Below are 24,187 nucleotides of genomic sequence, written 5' to 3'. Positions count from 1 at the left end.
GCTCTAGGTATACAGCGGCTTTTTTAATGGGTAAAGGCTAGAGTTTCGCCATTTCATCATGCACAAAATCAGCCAGCGTACGCAGGTACTCGGTGCTGAAATCGAAGCGGATGCCGGCGGCGGCATATATCTCCCCGATGGGAGCAGTGTAGCCCAGTGCTAAGGCACGCTTATAGGCAGCCAACCCCTGTTGGGGGTTCTGGCGGAAGTTGCGCCATACGGCAATGGCGCCCAACTGAGCCATGGCGTATTCTATGTAATAGAAGGGTACTTCGTAGAGGTGCAACTGCTTTTGCCAGAGGTATGGCTTGTATTTCTCCAGGCCCTGCCAGCTTACTGTGCGCTGATTAAACTCATTGAAGATAGTAATCCAACTCTGGTGCCGCTCTTCTTCCGTATGCTGCGGATTCTCGTAAATCCAGTGCTGAAATTTATCAATAGTGGCTACCCACGGGAAGGTTTCCAGCACGCTTTCCAGGTGTGTTTTCTTGGCACGGCGTAGCTCCTCCGGGTCTGAGAAAAACACGTCCCAATGGTCCATGCTCATCAGCTCCATGCTCATCGAAGCCAGCTCGGCTACTTCGGATGGTGGATGTTTATCCGCTGACAGCGGCAAGCGACGCGTGAGGAAACTATGCACCGCATGGCCGCCTTCATGCAGCATCGTCACCACATCGCGCAGCGAAGAAGTGGCATTCATGAAGATGAAGGGCACCCCGGTTTCGTCCAGCGGGTAGTTGTAGCCGCCCGGGGCTTTGCCTTTGCGCGACTCCAGATCCAGGTTGCCCATCTGGCGCATGGTGCGCAGACAGTCGCTCAGGAAGGGGTCGAGGCGCTCGAATACGGTAATAGTTTTATCTAACAGCTCTTCGCCGGTTTCAAACGGGTGCAGGGGAGCTTTGCCACTTACGTCCACATCCAAATCCCAGGGGCGCAGCTCCGGCAAAGCCAGATCCTGGCGGCGGGCCAGGTCCAGGTCATCAATGAGCGGAACTACGGTTTCCCGGATGGCCTGGTGGAAATGTTTGCAGTCCTGCGGGGTGTAGTCGAAGCGCCCCAGGGCCGCGAACATGTAGTCGCGGAAGTTGGAGAAGTCGGCATTGAGGGCCATCTGGTGGCGCAACTGCACCAACTCCGTGAAGAGCGTATCCAGAGGCACCGCATCCTGCAAGCGGCGCTCCTGCACTGCCCGGTACGCTTCCTCCCGCACGGCGCGGTTCGGGTTCTTCAGGCGGTCGGCGGCGCGGGGCAGGGTCATTTCTTCCCCATCCAGCGTTACCGTCATAGCGCCCACGGTAGCGGCATATTGCTGCTGCTTGGTACTGATTTCAGTTTTAAGGGGAATGTTCGCCTCGCGGTAGATTTCCAATGCCTGGCGCACGGAGCGGATAAACACGCGGTAGCGCTGTTCGTCCAGCTGGCCCAAGAACTCCGAGGCCATCATCTTTTCGTTGAGGGCGTGGTCGTAAGGGGCTACTTTGGGCTCAATCTCGCTTACAAAGTATTGAAACGCTTCCGCCCGGCCGGCATCCTGCGTGTCACAGGTCATGCGGATATAGCGCCAGGCCATGTCCTCGCTCAGCACGCTTTCCAGCTCGCTCCTATCCAGCAGCCAGCGTTCTAGCTCAGCAGCAGAAAGCAGGGGCCGTTCGCGCAGCTCTATGAAATAGGGCTCGAGGGTAGCCCAGTCACTTACCAGAAAGCTTTCAGGCAAGTAATGACGGGGCGGGCGCTGGGTATCGGTAGCCAGAGCGGCTTCGGGGGAGTGTACCATGGCAAAAGAGTTTTCGCGGAAGAATACCCTAAGGAAAAATTAACCGATTTCGATAACAACGTCGCTGGTAAGGGGGTGGCCCACGCATACCAGCACATAACCTTGTTTCATCTCGGCGTCAGATAATCCTTCGCGCTCATCCAAATGTACTTTGCCTGACAGGCATTTCCCACGGCAAGCCGTACATAAACCGGCCTGGCAGGAATAAGGCAAATCAATATCCTGATCCAGAGCAGCTTCCAGAATAGTTTGGCCAGCTGCTACAGCTACGGAGTACTCAGAACCTTCATATTGAATAGTAACGGTCCGGGGCTGTGTGGCATCATCCTCAGTAGCTACTGAAACGTCTCCGTGTCCGTTGGGCTGGTTGGCAGCCACTTCACTGGAGTCGGCGGCTGCCATAAAGCTTTCCCGATGAATGTTGGGGGTGGGCACTCCCAGCAGTTCTAAGGCCGCTTTGGCTTCGGCCATCATGCCATCGGGGCCACAAAGGTAATACTCTGCCTGCTCGGCCGGGAATTGGTGGCGCTGCTCCAGAATACGTAGCAGCATGGTTCGGTTCAGGCGCCCGGTATGTTGGTGTGCAGCCACAGGTTGCGAAGGCTGGGTGTAAATATGCTCTACCTGCAGGCGGCCGGCATACTGTGCTTCCAGCTGCGCCAGCTGCTGCCGGAAAATAACGGATTCTTCATTGCGGTTGCCATACACCAGCAGCACGTGGCTTTGGGGCTCCTCCTGCAGCACGGCTTTCAGCATGCTCATGAGGGGTGTAATACCGCTGCCAGCCCCTACCAGCACCAAGGAACGGGCCGTTTTAGCGCCGGTTTTGAGCGTAAAATTGCCCAGCGGCGCCATTACTTCCATTTGCTGGCCTACCTGTACCGTATCCAGCAAATAGTTGCTGACCAGGCCCCCAGGCACCCGCTTTACCGTAACCGAAAGACGCGGCGCTTCGTTAGGCGTGCTGCTGAGCGAATACGAGCGGCGTTCTTTCTTTCCACCCGCACCACAAGGCAAAATCAGGGTCAGAAACTGACCCGGCTGACAGGCAATTGGTTGGCGCTCGGGGTGCTCCAGGTGGATGGTAACGGCGTCGGGGGTTTCCTGGGTGAGTTCAACGACGTTAAGGGTAAGGTAAGGAGAGCTCATTCGGGTGGTAAACTGACTAAAAAAAGGTTTACGTAGACAGAAGGCCCACGGGTTTTAAACGGGCTGCAAAGTACGGGATTCTGCACCGTTCGTTTTAGCTTGGCACCCGCATTTTCACGGGTACATCTCCAAATTTTACATCTTCCAGGCTTCGGCCGTACTTTCTCCCTTTTATGTCTGCACTTGCTCAGTTGCTGGAACGTCATCAGCACGAATTTGGTCCGGTACTCCCCGTTGATCTGAATGCCCCCGAAGTCACTTGTCTGGATTTTACTGCCGCTAATCCAGTAGTGGCCCAGGCCGACCTGCGTGATACGGCTTCTTTTGAAGAGTTAGTGCAAAAGCTCTTAGTGGAAAAAGATGCGGCCATTGGCGTGGGAGGCTACCTGGAGGACCGGGTGATATACCGCCGGAGCCCGGAGCTATTCGGTGATACCGCCCAGCCCCGCTCCCTGCACTTAGGCGTAGATATCTGGCTACGCGCTGGCACACCCGTACTGGCACCCCTGGATGCCGTAGTACATAGCGTGGAAGACAACGAGGGTTTTGGCAACTATGGCCCGACGGTAATCCTGCAACATCAGCTGGAAGACATTACTTTCTATACCCTCTACGGCCACCTGACCCGCCGGGAAACCGCGCTGCTGCGCCCCGGCATGACGGTGGAACAAGGCGTAGCTTTCACCGAAGTGGGGCCCGCGCCCGAAAACGGTGACTGGCCACCTCACCTGCACTTTCAGATTATTGCCGATATGCAGGACTACGTAGGTGACTACCCCGGCGTAGCGCTACCGGAGGAGCGGGAAAAGTGGGCGGAACTATGCCCCGATCCCAACCTGATTCTGCAGAGCCAGTGGCTCTAATCGAACCTTTTTTTATCAGTGAAACAAAAGCAAAGGTCCTGCTCTCATTACAATGAGAGCAGGACCTTTGCTTTTGGCTTATTTACCTTGATTAGTCAAACTTGATGGCTACTACCGGCTTGATGCGGGAAATCAGGAAGGTAGGAATGAGCACGGCCAGCAAGGACATCAGGAACGTAGCCACGTTCAAAAGCACGATAATTAGTGGGTCCCAGTGAATCGGCACCCGATCCATGTAGTAGTTCTCGGGGTCGAGGGGGATAATGTGGAAGAAGTACTGAATAGCGCAGAACCCGAGGCCAATGAGGTTACCATATAGTATGCCTTTGATAGTCAGATTCAGGCCCCGGAAAAAGAACATGCTCCGGATCTGGTTATCGGTGGCCCCAATGGCCTTCAGCACCCCAATCATATTGGTGCGCTCCAGAATCATGATGAAGATGGTGGCAACCATGTTGAAGGTGGCCACAAACACAATCAGAAGAAGGAAGATTACTACGTTGCGGTTAAGCAGTTGCAGCCAGTCGAATAGCTGCGCGTATTCCTCTGTGATTTTATCCAGTTTCAGGTCGTAGCGCAGATTTTCGTAAAGGTTATCGGCTATAGGATCCAACTGGTTGAAATCCTTTAACACCACTTCCATACCGCCCACCAATGAATCGGGCCAGGCGTTCAGATCCCGGATCTGCCGGATGTCGCCGATAACGTAGACTTCATCAAACTCATCGAGGCCTGTTTGGTAGATGCCGCTTACCGTGAAGCGACGGATGCGGGGTGGGTTTTGAATAAAGTAGAACAGGGCATCATCGCCTACTTTCAGGCGCAGCTTATCGGCTACTTTGCGGGATAGTAGTACCTGGTCGGAGGCGGCAGTATCAGGAAAGGTGATAAAGCGGCCGGCAACCAGGTTCTGGCGCATGAGCGAGGGGCTATTCCGCTCATCAATACCCTTCAGCACCACACCCAGAACCTCTTCCTTGGTTTTGATAATGGCCGTTTTGCGGGCAAAGGGCTGCGTAGATTTTATCTGCGGAAAACGCTTTAAATCATTCAGCAGTTGACCGTTGCCGATAGGCTCTACCTCCAGCGAGTTATTGTTGTCGTACTTGCTGATGGTCAGGTGCGCCCCGAACGAGAATATCTTGCTCTGAATTTCGTTTCGGAAGCCTTCCAGGATGGCAAAGGACACAATCATCACCGCCACCCCAAGGGCAATGCTGATGATTGCTATTTTTGTCACCGTCGAGGTGAAAGACCCCGAGTCGGCGCCGTCAATTTTGTGGGATATGTACCGCGCAACGTTCACTGCCGTAAAGCTACGTGTCTGTCACCAGTTTTCCAGTTATCCTTTTTTCGGATGCACTCCCTCCTCCTTTCCGGCTTCTGTAGTCTCTCTTCGCTGTTTATCTCGGGTTGTGCTACCTCGCCTACCGGCACGCCACCTGCTTCTGCCAACGCACCAGTGGTTATTTCGCCGGCTGGGGCAGCCACTCCAGCTGCTTCTCCTTTACAGGTAGGCGCGGCGCAGTTCGCCAAATATTTGCCACAGCTACGCGGTAAGCGGGTAGGACTGGTAGTGAACCAAACCTCGCGGGTAGGTGGCTCTCATCTGGTAGACACCCTCCTGGCGCAGGGTGTGCAGGTACGCAGCATTTTTGCCCCGGAACACGGTTTCCGTGGAGAAGCTGCCGATGGCGCCACCATTAAAGACGGGCGCGATACCCGCAGTGGCCTCCCCGTACGCTCATTGTACGGCGCCACCAAAAAGCCCACGCCGGAAATGCTGCAGGATCTGGATGTGCTGGTGTTTGATATTCAGGATGTAGGAGCACGCTTCTATACGTTCATCAGCACGCTACATTATGTAATGGAAGCCGCTGCCGAGCAAGGGAAAGAAGTTATTGTGCTGGACAGGCCCAACCCAAACGGCTACTATGTAGATGGCCCGGTGCTGGAACCAGCTCATAAGTCTTTTGTGGGCATGCACCCGCTTCCTATTGTGCATGGCCTGACAGTGGGCGAGCTGGCCCGCATGATTAACGGTGAGAAATGGCTGGCCGGTGGCCGCCAAACCCGCCTTACGGTGGTACCGGTAACTGGCTACACCCATGCCACCCGCTATGTATTGCCAGTACGACCTTCGCCGAATCTGCCAACGGCCCGAGCCGTGCAGCTTTATCCGTCCATCTGCTTATTGGAAGGCACCGACGTAAGCGTGGGTCGCGGTACCGATATGCCGTTTGAAGTAATTGGCAGCCCTACCCAACCTTCCTCCCGCCCCTATCAGTTCACCCCTCGCCCAAACAGTGGTTCCCCCACGCCACCCCAGAACGGCAAGTTGTGCTATGGCCTAAATTTGCACCAACCCACCGCCGACGATTCTACGGGTTTCACTCTTAAGTATTTGCTGGATTTTTATCGTCAGAGCACGGCTAAGGAAAAGTTCTTCAGCAAATACTTTGAACAGTTGACCGGCACGCTCAGCCTCCGCCAACAAATGATAGCCGGCAAATCAGAAGCGGAAATTCGGCAGTCATGGGAGCCCGCGCTGGGCCAGTACAAGCTCATGCGCAAGAAGTACCTGCTTTATCCTGATTTCAAATAACCCTTCCTTTACTGCACCAAACAGTTGCGACAAGCTGTGCTGTGTAGTATTCAATACCATGTCTGAAAATCCTCTCCGCCTGATTTTTATGGGCACGCCGGAATTTGCGGTGCCCACGCTAGAAGCCTTGATCAGCTGGCCGGGCTGCCGCGTGGTAGCTGTAGTTACTGCCCCCGATAAACCCGCCGGGCGTGGGCGCCAGCTAGCCGAGTCGGCCGTAAAACAGGCGGCAGTGCGGCATGGGCTGCCCGTTCTGCAGCCCACCAACCTCAAGGCGCCGGAGTTTCAGGCGGAACTGCGTGCCTTTGCCGCCGATTTACAAGTGGTTGTGGCTTTCCGGATGCTGCCCGAAGCGGTTTGGAATATGCCCCGGCTGGGCTCCATCAATATTCATGCTTCCCTGCTGCCGCAATACCGCGGGGCCGCCCCCATCAATTGGGCCCTCATGCACGGTGACACGCAAACCGGAGTTACTTCCTTCTTCCTGCAGCACGAAATAGATACCGGCAACCTAATTTTTCAGGATGTGATAGACATTGCGCCGACGGATGATTTTGGCGCTTTGTATGAAAAATTAAAGGAGGCCGGCGCGGCGCTGGCGTTGCGCACCGTCCGAGCTATAGCAACAGGAACAGCGCCCAGCGTTCCACAGCGTGAGCTGCCGGATTTGCGCTCGGCTCCCAAAATTCAGAAGGAAACCGGCCGGCTTGATTTCACGCGCTCTGCCCCGGCGCTGGTGAATTGGGTGCGAGGCCTCTCTCCTATTCCTACCGCCTTTACCCAGCTACCCGATGGGCGCACGCTGAAAGTGTTTCGGGCGGAGGCGCTGGCCGATGAGGATGCCAGCGGCCCAAATCCAGAAACCGGACCCGGCAGCTGGCTTACGGATGGCCGCACGTATCTGCGCATTCAAACTGCCGATGGCCTTTTGGATTTGCTGGATGTGCAGTTGGAGGGCAAAAAGCGGCTGCTGATTGCTGATTTTCTCCGGGGTTTCAATACTGCAGTTCTTTCTCCCACTGCTCTATGATAGCCCTTATTGTCGCCGTCGCCGAAAACAACGTCATTGGTCGGAATAACCAGCTTCTCTGGCACCTTCCTGATGACCTGAAGCACTTTAAGCAGCTTACGCTGGGGCATCCTATTATAATGGGCCGCCGCACTTATGAAAGTATCGGCCGTCCCCTGCCGGGCCGCACCAATATTGTTGTTACCCGTCAGCAAGATTGGCAAGCCCCGGGAGTTACTACCGCTTTTTCTGTACCGGAAGCGTTAGAGGCAGCCGGCAAGCTGGACGAGGAAGTAATGGTTATTGGGGGAGGTGAAATTTATCAGCAAGCCTTACCAGCCGTTGATGTCATTTATCTGACAGAAGTCCACCACCACTTTGAGGGAGATGCATATTTTCCGGAGCTGGACCGCGCCGTATGGCAGGAGGAAACCCGGGAGCGGCATGAGCCTGATGAAAAGCATGCCTTTCCCTTTAGCTTTGTGACGCTCCGTCGCCGCTAGTCCATTTACCTGAATACCATCAGGAAGGCAGCAAAAGAATTTTGCCCGTGCTTTGGCGGCTTTCCAGCAGCCGGTGCGCATCGGCCCCGGCAGAGAGGGCAAACCGCGCCGTAATATTAGTGCGTATGGCTCCTCGCTGTACCAATTCGAATAGGGCATTGGCCCGACGAATACGCTCCTCCCTTGAGGTCAGGTGGTTCCACAAGTCGCCTCCGGTCAGGGTCTTGGAGGTATCCATTAACATGCGCGGATCTATCAGTGGTGGGTCGCCGGCGGCCATACCAAAGAATACTACCGTGCCACCCGGGCGCGTCACGGCAAAGCTCTCGGGCAGGGTGGTGCCTACTGATTCGTACACCACATCTACACCCCGCTGTGGTCCGCAGTATTCCAGAACTGCCTTTTGCCAGTCGGCCTGATAGAGAAACACCGCATCGGCACCTTGATTTAGGGCCTGCCGCCGTTTTTCCTCGCTTGACGTCAGCCCGATAACCGTGCCACCCAACGCTTTAATCATTTGTGTGAGCAGCTGCCCGACACCACCGGCCACGGCATGCACTAAGGCTACCGTACCGGGTTTCACGGCATAACTATCGGCTGTAAGATATTGCGCCGTGAGGCCCTGAAGCAGTAAGGCGGCTGCCTGCTCATAGCTGATTTCCGGTGGCAGCGGAATAATATGGTCGGCGGGGACGCTCACCAACTCGGCGTTGGCAAAAGGAGAATCAGCAAAGGCGACCCGGTCGCCGGGAGTAATTCCCTGTACTCCTTCCCCTACTTCTTCCACCACGCCTGCCGCTTCATAACCCAGAATAAAGGGCGGCTCCCCCGCCAAATGATAATTACCATTCCGACGGTAGATATCGGCAAAATTCAACCCAATAGCCTGGGTACGCACCAGCACCTGACCCGGCATAAGGTTAGGCCGCGGCACATCGATGTACTGCAGCACTTCAGGGCCGCCAAAAGTGTGAAAGCTCAGGGCTTTCATGGTTGAAGTTGCCATGGAATAAGGAGGGTGCGCGGAGTGTAAGTACGGAATGGACAGCAAATATACCTAGCCGGTCTGCAGCAAAGGGTGCATAAAAAAAGCCACCCAGAAGGCGGCTTTTTATGAGAACAATAGCCTGCGGCAATTTTAGCGCAATAACACCAGTTTGCCCCAGTCTTTCTTGAAGGCTTTATCACCGGCCGTACGGCGGCGCTCAAACTGACCGGGCTGATCCATGATAACGCGGTAGAGGTACGTGCCGTTAGCCAGCCGGTCACCAAATTCATCGGTACCATCCCAGGCAAACTGGCTGATGTTGTTGCCAATATGCAAGGGCCCCAGTTCCGCCATCATAATCTCCCGTACCACTTTGCCCGTCAGCGTCATGATCTGAATTTTCATGTCGCGGGGAAGCTCAGCGCCTGTCATGGTGAAGACAAAGCGCGTTTTGTTGGTTACCGGGTTGGGATAGGGATAGATATTGGTGATGGTTGAGGCATTAATTACCTCAAATGATACCTCATACCGCTCAGCCGCAGCATTAGTACCATTCACGTCTGTACCCTGAACCTGCAGCTTATACACTCCATCGGCCAGCTTTTCGGGGCGATATTCCACCTGAGCGGTGCCTTTAGCTGCATCGGCCCGGAACGTTACGGCAGGGCTGTTCATATCAATTCTTTCTGCCACTGTGCCGCCGGGGCGCGTGAGCAGCAACTGAAAGTTATTGGGGTCTTTCACGACCCGTACCTTGTCCTCATCGTGAAGCACGGCAGTGATGACAGGTGAAGGTGAAACGATGTCCCCATTCAGGATATGCTGCCCATCAAAAGCTACATCCAGTGTTGGCGGCAGGTTTTTATCGGGCGCATTAAAGCTCAGGTCCAGCTGATTATTGAAGTAGTAGAGCTCCGGCAGCAGTTTAGGGTTCACATCGACATGTACCGAGGTAGCACCTGTTAAACCGGCTACATCTAGTTTAAACAGATAAGTTACGGTAGAGTCGGCCCGTAGAATGCGGGGTGCGGTGAGTGTTACTTCCGGGCTAACAGTATTTCCATTGCGCACCGTAGCTACTGCCTTCACTTTATCGGAGAAGTCTATTGTGGAAACGTTCTGGAAGACAACCGGTACCGTGATGGTTCCACTCTCAGCCTGCTTCTCCAAGGTAGCGTTATCATAGCTGCCAGCCGTGGCCAGGTCACGACGAACGAGGCCTTCGGGGAAGCCCTGATACGTAACCAGCCATTGCTTGAGCTGGGGTGCTTGCCGGCTCTGCACATTCTGCAACTGCAACTCTAATTGCAGATAAGGATAATCCTTTGCCGAAACTTCACTCAGGCTAAACTGCTTACCCTGTACTGTTTCGTAGAGTACCTTACTGGCACCCTCGGCATCAATTCCTATTACTTTCAAAATGTACTGGCCGGAAGCACCGCTACGGATTTCATGAAATAGAGTACCCCATTCCTGGGCGGGCCCTATCCGGGTAGAGGTAAGAATGCCGTTTGTGCCCTGCGTTTTGACGGGCGCAGTTAGCGTAATGACCTGATCATAGCGGGGAGTGGTGCTATTGGGATCTGCAGTCATTTCCTGCGCTTTGCCTGCTGCCAGGCCCTTCTGCCCTAGTATTACGAACGGGTCGCTATCCTGTAGATTATCAATCAGCGCTGAGCCCACTGAGGTGAAGGCTGCTTTGAGCGTAGCTGGGAAAGTGCTGAACTTCACGCGGTTCAGACTGACCGCCGCTACATAATATCCTTGGGGAATATTATTCAGGAAAGTGGTCAGCTGCGTGCGACGGGCGGCAGTATTCACATCCCCAAAATGATAATACAAATCCGGTGCCTGGCCGCATTGCAAGTAAGGCCCACCGGCAATGTCTGTAACCCGCTCGAGTGTGGTTGGATTGAAAACCGCAATCAGGATGTTGGCCTGGTTTGTACCACAGTTGGCGTTGTAGGTTGCCTCGTCCTCTACCTGAATACCGAACAAGGATTTAAAGGTAATTCCGTTGCCCGTAGCACTTCCGCCTCCACCAGTTCGCAGGGTAATGGACTTTTTCAGCTCTTCAAACTTCCATTCTGATGCCGGTGAGGAAACGCTAAGTCCCTGTGCTTCATTACGGGCAAACTGGCCATAATGGCTCTGAGACCAGCCTTGGGGGCTTTTTTCGATTACCCGGAAAGAGCTTACTGCCCAGTCCTGGATTTCATCAGCCTGCGGATCTTTAAAGCGTAACCGCCAGTAATAGACAATACTATCTTTAGCCGCTCCCGTCAGAGTAGGTCGCCAGTCAGGGGATACGCTGGCCGTGACGCTGGTGCGCAATACTGCCGGGCTATCGAAGGTTGGTACTGTATCCAGTTCAAACTCAAAAGCTCTTGGTGCCGCCAGCGGGTCATTGTTCTGTGCCACCAAATGCACCGCATTCGAGGGTACAATGGCAAATTCAATCGGCGAAAGCAGGGTTACGCCGCCTTGCAGGAAATTATAGGTAATGGATGCCTGGTTGTTGCTCTCATTCAACTCGTCTACTTTACCAGGAGCATCCAGCTGCACAGTGAATCGGTTTTGGCCGAATACATTTCCGGTATTGGCAATTTCAACCGTCAGGATGGAATCACGGCTTAATGGCGGAAACGCCCGGGTAATCACCTCGTTGGCCCGGCCGTTGGCTGATGGATACTCCCGGGTAATGGAAATATGCAGCGAGTCGCGGGTAAGCTTGCCAAGGTTGCTGGCGCCAATTTTCAGTAAAAACGTGGGAGAGGTAGCCTGCACCTTAGTCTGACCAGCAGCTGGCGCCACTTCTAAGCGGGTATCATCGGTAGCATAATCCGGCTTATCCGGCGCATACAACGACAGGGTTGGGTCGCCTTGCCAAGTTGTATTCATGGCCAGCGAAATAGCATGTGGGTCGCTGGGAAACTGCTCCAGAACCTGCCGGGCTACTTCCCGGAACACAACCGGAATGGGCTTGCCATACCAGGCAGGGTCGTTAAAAAGTGCCTTGTACAGATTATCACAGTAATAATCCAGCTGGTGCTCGTACCCGAAGTCAGAATCGGCCAGATAGCCTATAGCTCCTCGATTAGGAGCCAGCGTCCAGATTTCACCTACTGAGGTGGGTGAAGCAGTAAAGGCATTACCCGCTGCGCATCCATTGATAATAAATACGGGGTATTTGCCTTTGTTCGTGTAGTTATTAACAGGGTCATTGGGGTTGCCCAGGTTCAAATCAAAAGTAGTTGGCGCCCCGTGTCCAAAATAAGTAATCAACGTTAATCCGGCATTCAGCTCGGAGGCAATGTTAACGTATACCGGGAAACGATTATAATCTCCCTCCAAGGTGCGGGTAATAGTGCGAACTACTCTGCCACCAAATAAGGGGGCCTCCACGCGTTTTTTATACTTATTCATATAAGCCTGAAACTGCGCTTGCTGGGCCTTATCCTCACCGCCGGCCATATGAAGCACATTTTTACGCCAAGGCTCGTTTCCCAGGGCTTCGTGCTCCTTTAGCTTGTTTAAATAGCTTAATACATCTGTCGGAGTGCGGGCGGCAATACGCCCTGTTGGAATCTTCGCCAGATAAGAACCGGTTTCCCAATCAGCGGAGAAGAAAATATCCGATGCTCCCCGGGTACTCGTAGGTACCAGATTCTTTTCCGGGTAGTTCGCTTCTCCCTGCCTGTACAGGCCTGTATTAGGCCCTTTTTCGCCCGGCAACAATCCTCTTCCCAATAAGAGCATATAGCGGGAAGTATTAGGAGCGCCCGCAATTAGCCACTGAGCGATGTGACGAATAGCCAAGGGTGAGGTTTCTCCGTAGTGGAATTGGTCGTAGAGTTGTTGGCTGGTCACTACCAGTGTATCATACTTACCACCGGCAGCTGACGCACGATACTCAGCATATGCCCGCACCGGGTTACTAACTCCGTCTACCGACTGCATCAACACCGAATTACTGATAATCAGGAAGCCTACTTTAGCAGGGTCAATGGAGCGAAAATCAATCTTACGAGCCGGGGCAGGCACCAGCGCTTTTGCGGCATCAGCCACCAACAGGCTCCGCGTTTGCCCATTAGCAGCAGGGAACACAAATCCACGTTTACTCCCACTTATATCCTGCCCCTCAATGCGTTCTACCGCATACGGGTTCGTAATGTCATAACCATGTGTAGTAGCCGGTATACTATCTAGCGTATAATATGCTGAGCCCGTTAAAGTGGAGTCGTTTTGAAAGGTAATGGAGCGGGTAGTTGCCCAACGTGGAAGCTGAGGGTACTTTACCTTGAAATAAGCTATTCGAAACCGGTCATTAGGGTCCGTTGCGGAAGAATGTATCGCAAACAGAATATTCAATTTACCCTTCGTATCAACATCCGAGGTTAGAATTGAAAAGGCGGCATTTTTAGTTGAAAACCCAGAATAGAGTAATGAGCCTAACAAACGAGTGGTACCGGGGAGAGGTGGCACCACCGAAATATCTGTAGTATGCGCGTAATTGGAAGCCCCTACTAATGCTACACTAACCAGTGGATTGGGGCCGCTTCTAACAATATTTCTAATACTATCCAGGGGGACAACTTCTTTTGTGTATTTGGAATTGAAGTCTCCTGAAATATAAGCTTCCCCTTCTTCTGCCCAGGAAGCGAAGGCCAGCAACTCATTATCTCCTGCCTGGTATTGATTGGTAATAAGCATGCGTCTGCTCTGCCACCAATAAGCATGCGGATTTGTGCCCGCCTGGTTCGACTCGGCCATGCGCTTACCTGCTGCGCCGGTTTTCCAGGTCAGGAAATAAGCAGCTGTATCGGTGAATAGGCTATATAGCTGGTGTGGCTGATCTTTGGCCTTGAGGTACATGCCCCGGTCAAGCTGGCCATCATTCCGCTGCCCGTAAAACTCCAGATAAGTAGTCTGATCCAGGGAGGAATTATTTCCGCCTACATAGAGGGCCACTTCCTTACCACGCCTGAAAAGTTGGAAATCCTGGGGGTTTACACCAGAAATGCCCGCTTTGGTCAGATATTGATAATCGAGATGATAGATACCATCTCGCACCACCTTTATTTTATAATACGGTTGGCCGGCAACAATCCACTCGTTGCCGTAGGGCCCCGACTGAGCCGCCAATGGCAAGCCAGACAATAACAAAACCAGCAGAGCACACCACTGCAGGCCGTTACGCCATTTCGTTAACATGTATCGGTGATTCATATAGCAAATGATGAAATCCTTGACAAAAGACACTGAGGTTACTACTGCTCCAGCTTATTGAAATCCGTAGCCCAGTGAAACAATAATGGAATTGGTTTGGGAGCGTTGGCCCACTTTTTCTACTGCCAGACGGGACAAAGCAACATCCAGCCGCAGACCGCTGGTAGTGAAGCCTACACCCAGGCTGGGCTGAGCGCGCCATTCTTCTTTTCCCGTGCCTACAGCTTCTATTTTCTGAAAGTTGCTGACGCCGCCCCGCAGGAAGGCCACATTATGGTAGCCGATTTCCAGACCCAGATGCGGATCAATGCTAACCAGGCTGGTGCTAATGGGGGTATTGCGTTTTCCATCTGTTGTCAACTCCAGGTCGGTGGCCACCAGCGCTGTAAACTGCCCTGGCAATTTGATAGACCGGGCAGCGCCAAATACAAAGCGCGGCAGCGTAACTTCTGCGCTGCTTTTGGGAATGGCCAAGGTATCCTGGGTGCTACTCTGAAACTTCTCGCTGTTAATAGACCACGCCGTAACTGTGGTGGTGATATCCCGGGCCATAAGGCCAAACTGCCAGTTACCCCGCCGCAGCTGGGCACCAGCATCAACCCCAAAACCCCAGGCTGTGGCAAAGCTGCCCACATTGCGGTAAATAATTTTCCCATTTGCTCCTACCTGCAGGCCCTCTATCTTATCCAGCTTGCGGGCATAAGAAAGCAGCAGCGCGTAATCGGCCACGGAGAAGTAATTAATCCGATTATAGTCAATCTGGCCATACTCATTCACCAGTGCGCGGGTATCGGCAATATCATCTACCCCCAGGCGAATGATGCTGGCCCCAATAGCACTGCGCTCATCTAGTGGCATAGAAAAGGCGGCATAGTCATTTTTAACAATGCCGGAAAAAAGCTCCGAGTGCATTAGCACAGCATCGTATTTGGTTTTCTGCGCCAGCAGACCAGCTGGGTTCCAATAACCCGCTGTGGCATCCTGTGCCAGACTGACCTGGGTATTGCCCATAGAAAGTGCGCGGCCGCCCACCCCGATGTTCAGAAATTCATTGGCATACTTAGGGGTACGGTCTTCACCCTGCGCCAAAGCCGTTGAAACCGAGGCCCATCCAAGGCCACTATAAATCAGAAACCGAGCAAAACGGGAGAAGTCGGGCATATAGGAAGAGGCAGGAAGGGGTAGAATTCGTTGCACAACGCAAATATCCGGCGAATAGTGCGAGTAAACTATCAGAATTAAAATGGGCTTAAACGGCCGCTATTTCCAGGTTTCGGCAAGAAGTTGAAAGGCCTCAAAAACAGGTATACCTTCCAAAAACACAAGCTTATGGAACCTGTGCATAGTACTAATATAGGAGAAACTGGACTTATTCCAATAAAAAATTAATAAAAGAGGTTTTTATCAAAAATATTTCAACAGGTACCTTGCGTTGCATAGTACCTTTTACTATCTTTGTCTCATTCTTCATCCACTACCACGCGTCAGCCCTATGAAAGTAGAGAACACCCAAGTGCAGATGCGGAAGGGAATTCTGGAGTTCTGCATCCTGGAAATCATTGCCCGGGGCGAGGTCTACGCCTCCGACATGCTCGAAGAGCTGACGGCGGCCCGCATGATTGTGGTAGAGGGCACCCTCTACCCACTGCTCACTCGCCTGAAAAATGCCGGTTTGCTGGACTATACCTGGAAAGAATCCACTTCCGGTCCGCCCCGCAAGTACTACACGCTCACGCCCACCGGGCAGGACTTCCTGCACCAGCTGCGCCTGACGTGGGAGGAAATCGAGGATTCTATCCAGATTATCCGCACCCACCCTTCCACCTCCGCCGCCGAGTAACGGCCGGCAGTTTCTGACCAGTATTTTCTGAACCGCAGCACCAGATGAAAAAGAACATCAGTATTAACCTGCAGGGCCTGATCTTCCATATTGAGGAAGATGGCTACGAAGTACTCGGCCGCTACCTGGCCGAAGTACGAGCGCACTTCTCGGGCTACCCCGGGCACGATGAAATCGTGTCGGACATTGAGGGACGTATTGCCGAGCTTTTCGCCGCCCGCCTATCCTCCACCAAGCAGGTAATTACGCTGGGGGATGTAGAAGAAATGACCGCCAAAATGGGCCGCGTCAGTGAGTTTCAGACGGCTGAAGAGCTGGACGAGGACGAGCTGCACGATGCCGTAGTGAATGGCCGCATGCCCGAGGCCGGTGCGGCCGCTTCAGCCACCGCCACCGAGACCCGCCGCTTGTACCGCGACATGGCAAACCGCAAAATTGCGGGGGTAGCCGCCGGTATTGCCCGCTATTTCAATATTGAGGCGCTGTGGGTACGCTTGGGTTTCCTAATCTGCCTGATTGCCTTGCCCCTCCTGTTCGACAACATCGGTCTGGACAGACTGCAGGAGCAACTGGCTAGCTGGACGTTGATTGCATACGTGATTCTCTGGATAGCGCTTCCCAAGCGCTACGACATCCCCACGGAGTCGCAGCAGGATCCAACGTTCAAAAAACTCTACCGCGACACTGACAATGGCAAAGTAGGTGGGGTTTCAGCCGGTCTGGCTGCCTATTTTAAGTACGATGTAGTGCTTTTTCGCCTGTTGTTCGTGCTGGGCATCTTTGCCGGGTTTGGTATTCCGCTCTACATCATTCTCTGGATATTGCTGCCGGAGGCCAAAACGGCCTCCGACAGACTCCGGATGCGTGGCGACGCAGTTACCTTGTCAGGTATCGATAGCAACCTGCGTAACCAGGCCGTAGAAGGTGGCACAACTGCCTCTAACCGCCCGGTAGGCACCTTTCTGGAAGAGCTCTTTCGCAACCTGAGTCCGCTGTTGAGCGTGCTCGGCTCCATTATCCGGATTTTCGTGGCCGTGATGCTTATTATTTTCGGCTTTTTCCTGCTGCTGGCAACGCTGATAGGATTGGGTGCCGGCGTAGGTATTCTCACCTCCGAGCAGTTTCAACTGGATGGAGTACCGGCCTACACGGTATTTGGCGAGCTGCCTTGGTGGTTTTTGCTGAGTGCTTTTCTCACCAGCTTTATACCTGCCCTGGCTATGCTGCTCACAGGTGTGGGGCTGCTATTGCGCCGTACCGTACTTCGCCGCTCGGCTGCCCTTACGCTGTTGGGTTTATGGATGCTGGGCGTAGTAGGCTGCGTAATTGGTGGTATTCAAATCAGCCGCAACTATCAGGAAGAAGGCCAGAATACCCAGGAGCAGGTCTTCCCTACGCTTACTAAAAATCCGGTTAAGCTGGACCTGCACTACCTCGACCGGGGTAGCTGGGCGGGCTCCGTGCTGGTAGCCGCCGATAGCGGCGCAGCTGTGAGTGTAATGCGTGAAGTAACGGCCAAAGGGCCCTCTGAAGAGGAGGCCGCCCGGGTCGCCGCCAGCAGCATCATATATCGGATGCGGGCCACTAACGATTCTACGCTCATCTTTGACAATCATTTCCGTTATGCTCCGGGTGCTCACCTGCGCGACCAGAGTCTAATGCTGACTCTGCGCCTGCCCCGCGACCGGCAGTACCGCATGACCCGGGCTTTTGCCGACTGGCTGGGTAGTGAGTTCTTCGTGAACTCCACTATTCCTCAGGATGTGGAGCGCTACACCTTCCGCATGCGCGGCAACCAGCTGGAATGCATCAACTGCCCGGCCAGCGCCCTGGAAAACAATGATGCGGACGATGACGACAATAACGATGAAGACGACTTCAATGTGAACATCGACTCTGATGGTGACGATGACATCAACATTGAACTCGGCAGGCTGGACTTCCCTACGGATCTTGATGCCTATGAAGGTGGCCGCCGCACGTTTAACAATCAAGGGTTCAGCTCCATAGAGGTAGGCGGTGCTTACCGCGTGTATGTACGCCGCGGCGATACGTACCAGGTAGAAGCCGCCGGCTCTGAGCGCGACCTGCGCAACCTGCGCGTAGAAACCACCGGCGACCGGCTCACTATTCATTCCCGCCGCGATGGTCTGTTTGGCCTTTCCAATATGAAAGAGCCGGTACTAATTCGCGTACAACTGCCCACGCTTCGTCACATCGAGTTAAGTGGAGCCTGCCGGGGTGATATAGCCGGCTTCTCAGGGCAGGCACTGCAGGTAGAGCAAAGCGGGGCCAGCACGGCCAAGTTAAATGTGAACGTACCCCGCCTGGAGCTAGAGCTGAATGGCGCCTGCAAAACCGCGGCACGTGGCGAAGCCCGGGAGCTGCGAGTAGAAGGCTCAGGCGTATGTCAGATTGAAGCCCTCAACCTCCGCTCCAATCAGGCTACGGTAGACGTATCCGGCGCCAGCAATGCCCGGGTGCGTGTAACTGAGCGGCTGAAGGCTGAAGCAACTGGTTCCAGCCACGTATACTATACCGGCAACCCCAGCAGTGTTGAAAAAGATGAATCGGGTGGCTCCCATGTACGGGCCATCAACCAGTCTCAGGATGAATAACTTCTTGAAACCTTAACACTGGTATTCTCGAACTACCATGTATTAGCCGGAGCTTTGCCGTGCTTTACAGAACTTTACTGACCTACTAAAAATTAATAGAGCGGCCGGGCAACCCTTGGGCCCCGGCCGCTCTCTATAGATAGGATGAGAGTGAGAAAGGGTCTATTTGGTGAGTGAATGATGACCCTGAGGAAGCCCCTTCGCCTTGCCGAGCTGCAACAGGAAGGCGAAGGCTTCCTCAAACTCATTCCTGATCTGGCCCTCCAGAATAGCTTCCAGTACCGCCTCCTTTAGTTCGCCCACGGCGCGGGAAGGCTTCAGATGAAACGTCTGCATAATGATTTCGCCCGTGATGACGGGCTTGAAATTGCGCAGATGGTCTTTCTCCTCTACTTCTTTCAGCTTTTCCTCCACCCGCTCGAAGTTGCGCAGATACCGCGCCACGCGCTGGTGGTCTTTGCTGGTTATATCCGCCTTGCACAGCTGCATCAGCCGGTCAATATCGTCGCCGGTTTCGAAGAGCAGGCGGCGCACTGCCGAGTCGGTTACGGTTTCCTTTACCAGCGCAATGGGCCGCAGGTGCAGGCGCACCAGCTTTTGCACCTGGCGCATCTCCTCGCCCAAGGGCAGCTTTAGCTCCGTGAAAATGTGGGGCACCCAGCGGGCACCTTTGTCTTCGTGGCCATGAAACGTCCAGCCCACTTTGGGGTCGTAGCGTTTGGTGGCGGGTTTGGCAATATCGTGCAGAATGGCGGCCCAGCGCAGCCATAGGTCGCCGCCGGTGGCTACCACGTTGTCCAGCACCTGCAGGGTGTGGTAGAAATTATCCTTGTGAGCGTGCTGGCCTACTTTCTCCACGCCGTGCAGCTGCGCCATGCGGGGGAAAATCAGCGGCAGCAGCCCGCTATGAAACAGCAGCTTAAACCCGTAGCTGGGCTTAGGCGTCATGATAATCTTGTTCAGCTCATCCGTAATCCGCTCCTGCGACACGATGCGGATGCGCTCCTTATTGCGCGCAATGGCATCGAAGGTTTCCGGCTCAATATCAAAATCGAGCTGGGTAGCAAAGCGCACGGCGCGCATCATGCGCAGCGGGTCATCAGAGAAAGTAATGTCGGGGTCTAGGGGTGTGCGAATGATTTTCCGCTTCAGGTCCCCCATGCCGTCGTAGCGGTCTATCAGGGTGCCAAAGTCCTGGGGGTTTAGGCTCAGGCCGAGGGCATTGATAGTAAAGTCGCGGCGGGCCAGATCTTCCTCCAGTGTGCCGGCTTCCACTTCCGGCTTGCGCGACTCCGCGCGGTAGCTTTCCCGGCGGGCCCCAACAAACTCGATTTCCACCTCCGGTGTGGGCAGCATGGCCGTGCCAAAGTTGCGGAACACCGTAACGCGGGGCTGAGAAGGCAGGCGGCGGCCTACTTCCTGTGCCAGCCGGATACCGTCTCCCACACAAACCACATCTACGTCCTTGCTGGGGCGCTCCAAGGCCAGGTCGCGCACAAAGCCCCCGATGACGTAGGCTGGGTAGCCCAGCTCGCCGGCGGCTTGCGCTATCGTCTGGAATAAAGGAAGATCAGGAAGCTGGGGAGTTTTCATGGGGCAGCAGCGGAACGCGGAGAAGCTACAAAGGTAACAACTCCCGGCCGGGCCATTTGTGCTTTCTACTGCCGGTTAGTCGCGCAGCACTTCCAAAGAGCCATCAGGCTGCACGCGCACCACGCGGGAGGGAGCGGCAGCAGTAGAATCGTCCTGCCGCCAGTTCACCACATAATCTACCCCTTTTATCACCTCCTGCTCTATTTCGGCGAAGGTAGCGGGCGTAGGCTTGCCGCTAATGTTGGCCGAGGTAGAAACCACCCCATGCCCCAGCCGGCGCACAATTTTATGGCTGAACTCATCATCTTTTACTACCCGCAGGCCAATAGTGCCGTCGGAGGCCACCAGGTTTTTGGCTACCGTTGGGCTGGCCGGCACTACGTAGGTGGTGGGTTTATCCTGCTGTTTGATAAGCTCTGAGAGGTTGGGTGGTACCACGGCAGCATACTTGGCAAACATCTGCTCGTCGGCTACCAGCACAATGCTGGGCTTATCCAAGGCCCGCTGCTTTAGCGAATACAATTTGTCGACCGCAGGGGGTACCTCGGCGTCGCAGCCCAGGCCCCACACAGTATCGGTGGGGTACAAAATAACCTGCTGCAGTAACAGCGCATCTACTGCTGATTCTACTTCCTGAAGAAAAAACTTGCTCATGGCGGGGAGATTAAGAGCGCACACCGAAGCGTACCAACACTATTATATATATATATATAAGGACAGATGAGATAGAAGTTACACGCGCGGCGCTTCACCTGCTATTTCCTGACACAGCTCTACCAATACGCCGGCGGCGCTTTTCGGGTGCACAAAACATACTAGCTTATTATCGGCACCCCGCTTGGGTTCTTCATTCAGCAGCGTAAAACCTTCGGCCCGCAGCCGCGCCATCTCGGCATAAATGTCTTGTACCTCAAACGCTACGTGGTGGATGCCCTCCCCTTTCTTGCTGAGGTATTTGGTGATGGCACTTTCCGGGGTGGTGCCAGCCAAGAGCTCAATTTTGGAGCCGCCCACCCGGAAGAAGACGGTGTCTACCCCTTCGCTGGCTACATGCTCCTGCTTATAGGGTGGCGTGCCCAGTAAGGCAGTATATAAGGTCGTAGCTGCGGTCAGGTCCTGCACGGCCAGGCCCAGGTGTTCCAGGTTAGTGAACATACTAGTAATTGTGTGGAAGAAGCGGGTACAGCTTGTTTGGAATATGTCTACTTTTGTGCAGCAAAGTAAAACCTGTTTGCCGGTTTCCGTGTTCTACCGGCGAATCATTCTCCGCTGACAACCTATTTAGGCCATGCTTAAATTACCCATTTACCTCGATAATAACGCCACTACTCCCATGGATCCGCGGGTGCTGGAGGCTATGTTGCCCTACATGACTGAAATGTTTGGCAACGCGGCTTCCCGTAACCACGCATTCGGCTGGCAGGCAGAGGAAGCGGTAGATTATTCTCGGGAGCAAATTGCCAAGCTCATCAACTGCGACCCAAAGGAAATCATCTTTACCTCGGGCGCTACCGAATCCGATAACCTGGGTATCAAAGGCGTTTATGAAATGTATGCCCAGCGTGGCAACCATATCATTACCGCTACCACTGAGCATAAAGCAGTTCTGGACACGTGCAAGCACCTGGAAAAGCAGGGTGCCCGTGTTACCTACCTGCCAGTTAACTCCGAAGGCCTTATCAGCCTGCAGGAACTGGAAGCGGCCATGACGCCCCAGACTATTCTGGTGTGCATTATGTACGCCAACAATGAAACCGGCACTATTCAGCCCGTACGTGAAATTGCCGCCATTGCCCACAAGCACGGTGCCCTGTTCATGACGGATGCTACGCAGGCCGTAGGTAAAATTCCGGTAGATGTTTTGGCCGATGGCATTGACCTGATGGCCTTTTCCGCTCACAAAATGTACGGCCCCAAGGGTGTAGGTGCACTGTACGTGCGTCGCAAAAACCCACGGGTAAAAGTTACCGCCCAGATGGACGGTGGCGGCCACGAGCGCGGCATGCGCTCTGGCACCCTGAACGTGCCCGGTATTGTAGGCCTCGGCAAAGCCGCTGAGCTGTGCCGCCTGGACATGGAGAGCGACAATGCGCGTATTTCCACCATGCGCGACCGGCTGGAAAAAGAGCTGCTTACGCTGGAAGAAAGCTACGTGAATGGCTCGCGCGAGCACCGCTTACCGCACACCACCAACATCAGCTTTAAATACGTAGAAGGCGAAGGCCTGATGATGGGCGTGAAAGACTTGGCGGTTTCGTCAGGCTCGGCCTGTACGTCGGCTTCCCTGGAGCCCAGCTACGTGCTGAAGGCCCAGGGCCTGAGCGACGACCTGGCGCACTCTTCCCTCCGCTTTGGACTGAGCCGCTTTACCACCGATGAGCAGGTTGATTATGCCATTGGCCACGTGAAAGAAGCCGTGACCAAGCTCCGCGAAATGTCTCCGCTGTGGGAGATGTTCAAGGAAGGCATCGACCTCGATAAAATTGAGTGGGCTGAACATTAAGAAACCTCAGTTGCCCTTTCCGAGTCGCCAGTATCCGGAATCATTTCAGCAACCATAATTTTACTGGCAACCCGCAACTGACAATCAGTAACTGAAAAAAAGCCATGGCTTACTCCGATAAAGTTATCGACCATTACAGCAACCCACGCAACGTAGGTACGCTGGACAAAAGCAAAAAGAACGTAGGTACCGGCCTGGTAGGCGCTCCTGAGTGCGGCGACGTTATGCGTCTGCAGATTGAGGTAGACGAAACCACCAACACCATTACCGACGCTAAATTCAAGACGTTCGGCTGTGGCTCGGCTATTGCTTCTTCCTCCCTGGCCACCGAGTGGCTAAAAGGCAAGACCGTTGACGAGGCCCTGGCTATCGACAACATGGAAATTGTGGAAGAGTTGGCCCTGCCACCCGTAAAAATCCACTGCTCGGTACTGGCTGAAGATGCCATCAAGTCGGCTATCAACGACTATCGGGTAAAGAATGGAATGCCTGAGCTGGAAGTAGCTAAGTCACACCATTAATTAATGGTTGATTGCTGAGTGTGTATGGCGAAGCATGGGTAGCTTTCGTTGCCCATACTTCGCCATACACACTCAGCAATCAGCTTTTAATACGCATTCAATGGAGGTTTCCAACGACGTACACGTAGAAAGTGCCCGCATTCAGCGCCAGATAGAAGATCATCTGGGCATGGGTCCCGGTAATCTATTGTTTGAGTTTCGGCAGTTGGATGGGCAGGTACGCCTGGATTTGATTACTGTCAATCCGCGCCACCAGCAAAGCTTCCTGTTTCGCTACGAGGAAGGCTATGATAAGCTGGATGCGCTGCGGAAAATGCTGACCTACGTACAGCGCTTCCGTGACACCGAAAGCTCCTACACCATTCAATGGCGCGCCCGCGGCGACAAAGAGCTGCAAACCTCGTACTTCCGGGCCCATAACGCCTACGAAGCGCTGGACAAGCTCTACTACGGCCGCGACCTAAACACTATTACTGTGTTCAGTGTTGTATTGAATCCTTCCTCCTAATTGATTGTTAATTGAAAGTTGCTGCCTGTTTTATTACTAACGGGGCTAAATCAGCAACCAACTGATAACACCTTCCATAAGCCATGATTACCGTTTCAGATAAAGCCAAGGAAAAAATTGAGCATCTGATTGCTGATGCTCACCTGGACCCTACCTTCCGCCTGCGCGCTTCGGTAGCGGGTGGCGGCTGCTCTGGCCTGTCTTATAAGCTGGACTTCGATAATGAAGTGAAGCCGATGGACCAGGAGTTTGAGGACAAAGGCGTACGCGTGGTGGTTGATATGAAAAGCTTCCTTTACCTGGCCGGTACCGAGCTTAACTTCTCGGACGGTTTGAACGGCAAAGGCTTTTATTTCGATAACCCTAACGCTTCCCGCACCTGTGGCTGCGGGGAGAGTTTCTCGGTCTAAACTTCCTCCCAGTATTAGAAACAGAAAGCCCTTTCCATAACTGGAAAGGGCTTTCTGTTTCTGGAGAGAATTTC

At 53.9% G+C, this 24,187-nt stretch carries 19 protein-coding genes; 10 read left to right on the top strand and 9 right to left on the bottom strand.

Annotated elements, in window-relative coordinates:
• Window positions 1–37: 37 nt before the first annotated feature.
• Together Q4G72_RS13675 and Q4G72_RS13670 are read right to left on the bottom strand one after the other, a co-directional pair.
• Window positions 38–1,774: a M3 family oligoendopeptidase gene (locus Q4G72_RS13675; protein WP_303311992.1), complete on the bottom strand. Its 1,737-nt coding sequence runs from the start codon at window positions 1,772–1,774 to the stop codon at window positions 38–40.
• A gap of 39 nt (window positions 1,775–1,813) precedes the next feature.
• The gene (locus Q4G72_RS13670; RefSeq protein ID WP_303311991.1) at window positions 1,814–2,923 is read right to left on the bottom strand and encodes a ferredoxin--NADP reductase; all 1,110 of its coding nucleotides are present in this window, start codon (window positions 2,921–2,923) and stop codon (window positions 1,814–1,816) included.
• Window positions 2,924–3,096: 173 nt separating this feature from the next.
• Here Q4G72_RS13670 and Q4G72_RS13665 point away from each other — a divergent pair, with 173 nt between their 5' ends.
• Window positions 3,097–3,786 carry a peptidoglycan DD-metalloendopeptidase family protein gene (locus tag Q4G72_RS13665; RefSeq protein ID WP_303311990.1) on the top strand — a complete coding sequence of 230 codons (690 nt, stop codon included), beginning with the start codon at window positions 3,097–3,099 and terminating at the stop codon, window positions 3,784–3,786.
• 91 nt (window positions 3,787–3,877) lie between these two features.
• Here the strand turns inward: Q4G72_RS13665 and Q4G72_RS13660 are convergent, their stop codons facing one another.
• On the bottom strand, window positions 3,878–5,026 hold the full coding sequence (locus Q4G72_RS13660) for an ABC transporter permease (protein WP_303311989.1): 1,149 nt from the start codon (window positions 5,024–5,026) through the stop codon (window positions 3,878–3,880).
• Window positions 5,027–5,143: 117 nt separating this feature from the next.
• On the opposite strand from Q4G72_RS13660, the gene Q4G72_RS13655 reads away from it, so the two are divergent.
• From Q4G72_RS13655 to Q4G72_RS13645, 3 genes are read left to right on the top strand one after another with little or no spacing between them, the layout of a single operon-like run.
• A complete protein-coding gene (locus tag Q4G72_RS13655; RefSeq protein WP_303311988.1) occupies window positions 5,144–6,391 on the top strand; it encodes an exo-beta-N-acetylmuramidase NamZ family protein in 1,248 nt (415 codons plus the stop codon).
• A gap of 58 nt (window positions 6,392–6,449) precedes the next feature.
• Window positions 6,450–7,421 (top strand): methionyl-tRNA formyltransferase, encoded by a 972-nt coding sequence (gene fmt / locus Q4G72_RS13650; RefSeq protein WP_303311987.1) that lies wholly within the window; start codon window positions 6,450–6,452, stop codon window positions 7,419–7,421.
• Entirely contained in the window at window positions 7,418–7,903 is a 486-nt protein-coding gene (locus tag Q4G72_RS13645) for a dihydrofolate reductase (RefSeq protein ID WP_303311986.1), read from the top strand. Before fmt ends, Q4G72_RS13645 begins: the two co-directional genes overlap by 4 nt.
• A 19-nt stretch (window positions 7,904–7,922) precedes the next feature.
• Here the strand turns inward: Q4G72_RS13645 and Q4G72_RS13640 are convergent, their stop codons facing one another.
• The 3 genes from Q4G72_RS13640 to Q4G72_RS13630 all read right to left on the bottom strand — a co-directional run bounded on the left by Q4G72_RS13640 (window position 7,923) and on the right by Q4G72_RS13630 (window position 15,281).
• On the bottom strand, window positions 7,923–8,909 hold the full coding sequence (locus tag Q4G72_RS13640) for a quinone oxidoreductase family protein (RefSeq protein WP_303311985.1): 987 nt from the start codon (window positions 8,907–8,909) through the stop codon (window positions 7,923–7,925).
• A 132-nt stretch (window positions 8,910–9,041) separates the two neighbouring features.
• The gene (gene porU2, locus Q4G72_RS13635) at window positions 9,042–14,120 is read right to left on the bottom strand and encodes a putative type IX secretion system sortase PorU2 (RefSeq protein ID WP_303311984.1); all 5,079 of its coding nucleotides are present in this window, start codon (window positions 14,118–14,120) and stop codon (window positions 9,042–9,044) included.
• Window positions 14,121–14,174: 54 nt separating this feature from the next.
• Complete coding sequence (locus Q4G72_RS13630) at window positions 14,175–15,281, bottom strand: putative type IX sorting system protein PorV2 (protein ID WP_303311983.1); 1,107 nt, start codon at window positions 15,279–15,281, stop codon at window positions 14,175–14,177.
• A gap of 331 nt (window positions 15,282–15,612) precedes the next feature.
• Between Q4G72_RS13630 and Q4G72_RS13625 the strand changes: the two genes are divergently transcribed.
• Both Q4G72_RS13625 and Q4G72_RS13620 read left to right on the top strand, forming a co-directional pair.
• Complete coding sequence (locus Q4G72_RS13625) at window positions 15,613–15,960, top strand: PadR family transcriptional regulator (protein WP_303311982.1); 348 nt, start codon at window positions 15,613–15,615, stop codon at window positions 15,958–15,960.
• 44 nt (window positions 15,961–16,004) lie between these two features.
• Entirely contained in the window at window positions 16,005–18,578 is a 2,574-nt protein-coding gene (locus Q4G72_RS13620; RefSeq protein ID WP_303311981.1) for a GIN domain-containing protein, read from the top strand.
• Window positions 18,579–18,740: 162 nt separating this feature from the next.
• Here the strand turns inward: Q4G72_RS13620 and Q4G72_RS13615 are convergent, their stop codons facing one another.
• From Q4G72_RS13615 to mce, 3 genes are all read right to left on the bottom strand, one after another.
• A complete protein-coding gene (locus Q4G72_RS13615) occupies window positions 18,741–20,171 on the bottom strand; it encodes a CCA tRNA nucleotidyltransferase (RefSeq protein WP_303311980.1) in 1,431 nt (476 codons plus the stop codon).
• Window positions 20,172–20,246: 75 nt separating this feature from the next.
• Window positions 20,247–20,825, bottom strand: coding sequence for an L-threonylcarbamoyladenylate synthase (locus Q4G72_RS13610; RefSeq protein WP_303311979.1), 579 nt, complete (start codon window positions 20,823–20,825; stop codon window positions 20,247–20,249).
• Window positions 20,826–20,903: 78 nt separating this feature from the next.
• The gene (gene mce, locus Q4G72_RS13605) at window positions 20,904–21,326 is read right to left on the bottom strand and encodes a methylmalonyl-CoA epimerase (protein ID WP_303311978.1); all 423 of its coding nucleotides are present in this window, start codon (window positions 21,324–21,326) and stop codon (window positions 20,904–20,906) included.
• Between the two features lie 133 nt (window positions 21,327–21,459).
• Here mce and Q4G72_RS13600 point away from each other — a divergent pair, with 133 nt between their 5' ends.
• The 4 genes from Q4G72_RS13600 (at window position 21,460) to Q4G72_RS13585 (ending at window position 24,113) form a co-directional block, all read left to right on the top strand.
• Window positions 21,460–22,674 (top strand): IscS subfamily cysteine desulfurase, encoded by a 1,215-nt coding sequence (locus Q4G72_RS13600; RefSeq protein WP_303311977.1) that lies wholly within the window; start codon window positions 21,460–21,462, stop codon window positions 22,672–22,674.
• Between the two features lie 104 nt (window positions 22,675–22,778).
• Window positions 22,779–23,195: a Fe-S cluster assembly scaffold IscU gene (iscU, locus tag Q4G72_RS13595; protein ID WP_303311976.1), complete on the top strand. Its 417-nt coding sequence runs from the start codon at window positions 22,779–22,781 to the stop codon at window positions 23,193–23,195.
• A 100-nt stretch (window positions 23,196–23,295) separates the two neighbouring features.
• Window positions 23,296–23,703, top strand: coding sequence for a hypothetical protein (locus Q4G72_RS13590; RefSeq protein WP_303311975.1), 408 nt, complete (start codon window positions 23,296–23,298; stop codon window positions 23,701–23,703).
• 83 nt (window positions 23,704–23,786) lie between these two features.
• Entirely contained in the window at window positions 23,787–24,113 is a 327-nt protein-coding gene (locus tag Q4G72_RS13585; protein ID WP_054412179.1) for a HesB/IscA family protein, read from the top strand.
• Window positions 24,114–24,187: the final 74 nt, after the last annotated feature.

This window comes from Hymenobacter sp. BT730 (assembly GCF_030542105.1).
In the GTDB taxonomy this organism is placed as follows: Bacteria; Bacteroidota; Bacteroidia; order Cytophagales; family Hymenobacteraceae; genus Hymenobacter.
This window is presented reverse-complemented; position numbering and strand designations above follow the sequence as displayed.

Bases quoted from the DNA above. Each gene is read 5' to 3' on its own strand.
- iscU (WP_303311976.1), top strand. From the start codon at position 22,779: ATGGCTTACTCCGATAAAGTTATCGACCATTACAGCAACCCACGCAAC.
- Q4G72_RS13645 (WP_303311986.1), top strand. From the start codon at position 7,418: ATGATAGCCCTTATTGTCGCCGTCGCCGAAAACAACGTCATTGGTCGG.
- Q4G72_RS13675 (WP_303311992.1), bottom strand. From the start codon at position 1,774: ATGGTACACTCCCCCGAAGCCGCTCTGGCTACCGATACCCAGCGCCCG.
- Q4G72_RS13640 (WP_303311985.1), bottom strand. From the start codon at position 8,909: ATGGCAACTTCAACCATGAAAGCCCTGAGCTTTCACACTTTTGGCGGC.
- Q4G72_RS13620 (WP_303311981.1), top strand. From the start codon at position 16,005: ATGAAAAAGAACATCAGTATTAACCTGCAGGGCCTGATCTTCCATATT.
- Q4G72_RS13615 (WP_303311980.1), bottom strand. From the start codon at position 20,171: ATGAAAACTCCCCAGCTTCCTGATCTTCCTTTATTCCAGACGATAGCG.
- mce (WP_303311978.1), bottom strand. From the start codon at position 21,326: ATGTTCACTAACCTGGAACACCTGGGCCTGGCCGTGCAGGACCTGACC.
- Q4G72_RS13630 (WP_303311983.1), bottom strand. From the start codon at position 15,281: ATGCCCGACTTCTCCCGTTTTGCTCGGTTTCTGATTTATAGTGGCCTT.
- porU2 (WP_303311984.1), bottom strand. From the start codon at position 14,120: ATGAATCACCGATACATGTTAACGAAATGGCGTAACGGCCTGCAGTGG.
- Q4G72_RS13655 (WP_303311988.1), top strand. From the start codon at position 5,144: ATGCACTCCCTCCTCCTTTCCGGCTTCTGTAGTCTCTCTTCGCTGTTT.
- fmt (WP_303311987.1), top strand. From the start codon at position 6,450: ATGTCTGAAAATCCTCTCCGCCTGATTTTTATGGGCACGCCGGAATTT.
- Q4G72_RS13670 (WP_303311991.1), bottom strand. From the start codon at position 2,923: ATGAGCTCTCCTTACCTTACCCTTAACGTCGTTGAACTCACCCAGGAA.
- Q4G72_RS13590 (WP_303311975.1), top strand. From the start codon at position 23,296: ATGGAGGTTTCCAACGACGTACACGTAGAAAGTGCCCGCATTCAGCGC.
- Q4G72_RS13585 (WP_054412179.1), top strand. From the start codon at position 23,787: ATGATTACCGTTTCAGATAAAGCCAAGGAAAAAATTGAGCATCTGATT.
- Q4G72_RS13610 (WP_303311979.1), bottom strand. From the start codon at position 20,825: ATGAGCAAGTTTTTTCTTCAGGAAGTAGAATCAGCAGTAGATGCGCTG.
- Q4G72_RS13600 (WP_303311977.1), top strand. From the start codon at position 21,460: ATGCTTAAATTACCCATTTACCTCGATAATAACGCCACTACTCCCATG.
- Q4G72_RS13665 (WP_303311990.1), top strand. From the start codon at position 3,097: ATGTCTGCACTTGCTCAGTTGCTGGAACGTCATCAGCACGAATTTGGT.
- Q4G72_RS13625 (WP_303311982.1), top strand. From the start codon at position 15,613: ATGAAAGTAGAGAACACCCAAGTGCAGATGCGGAAGGGAATTCTGGAG.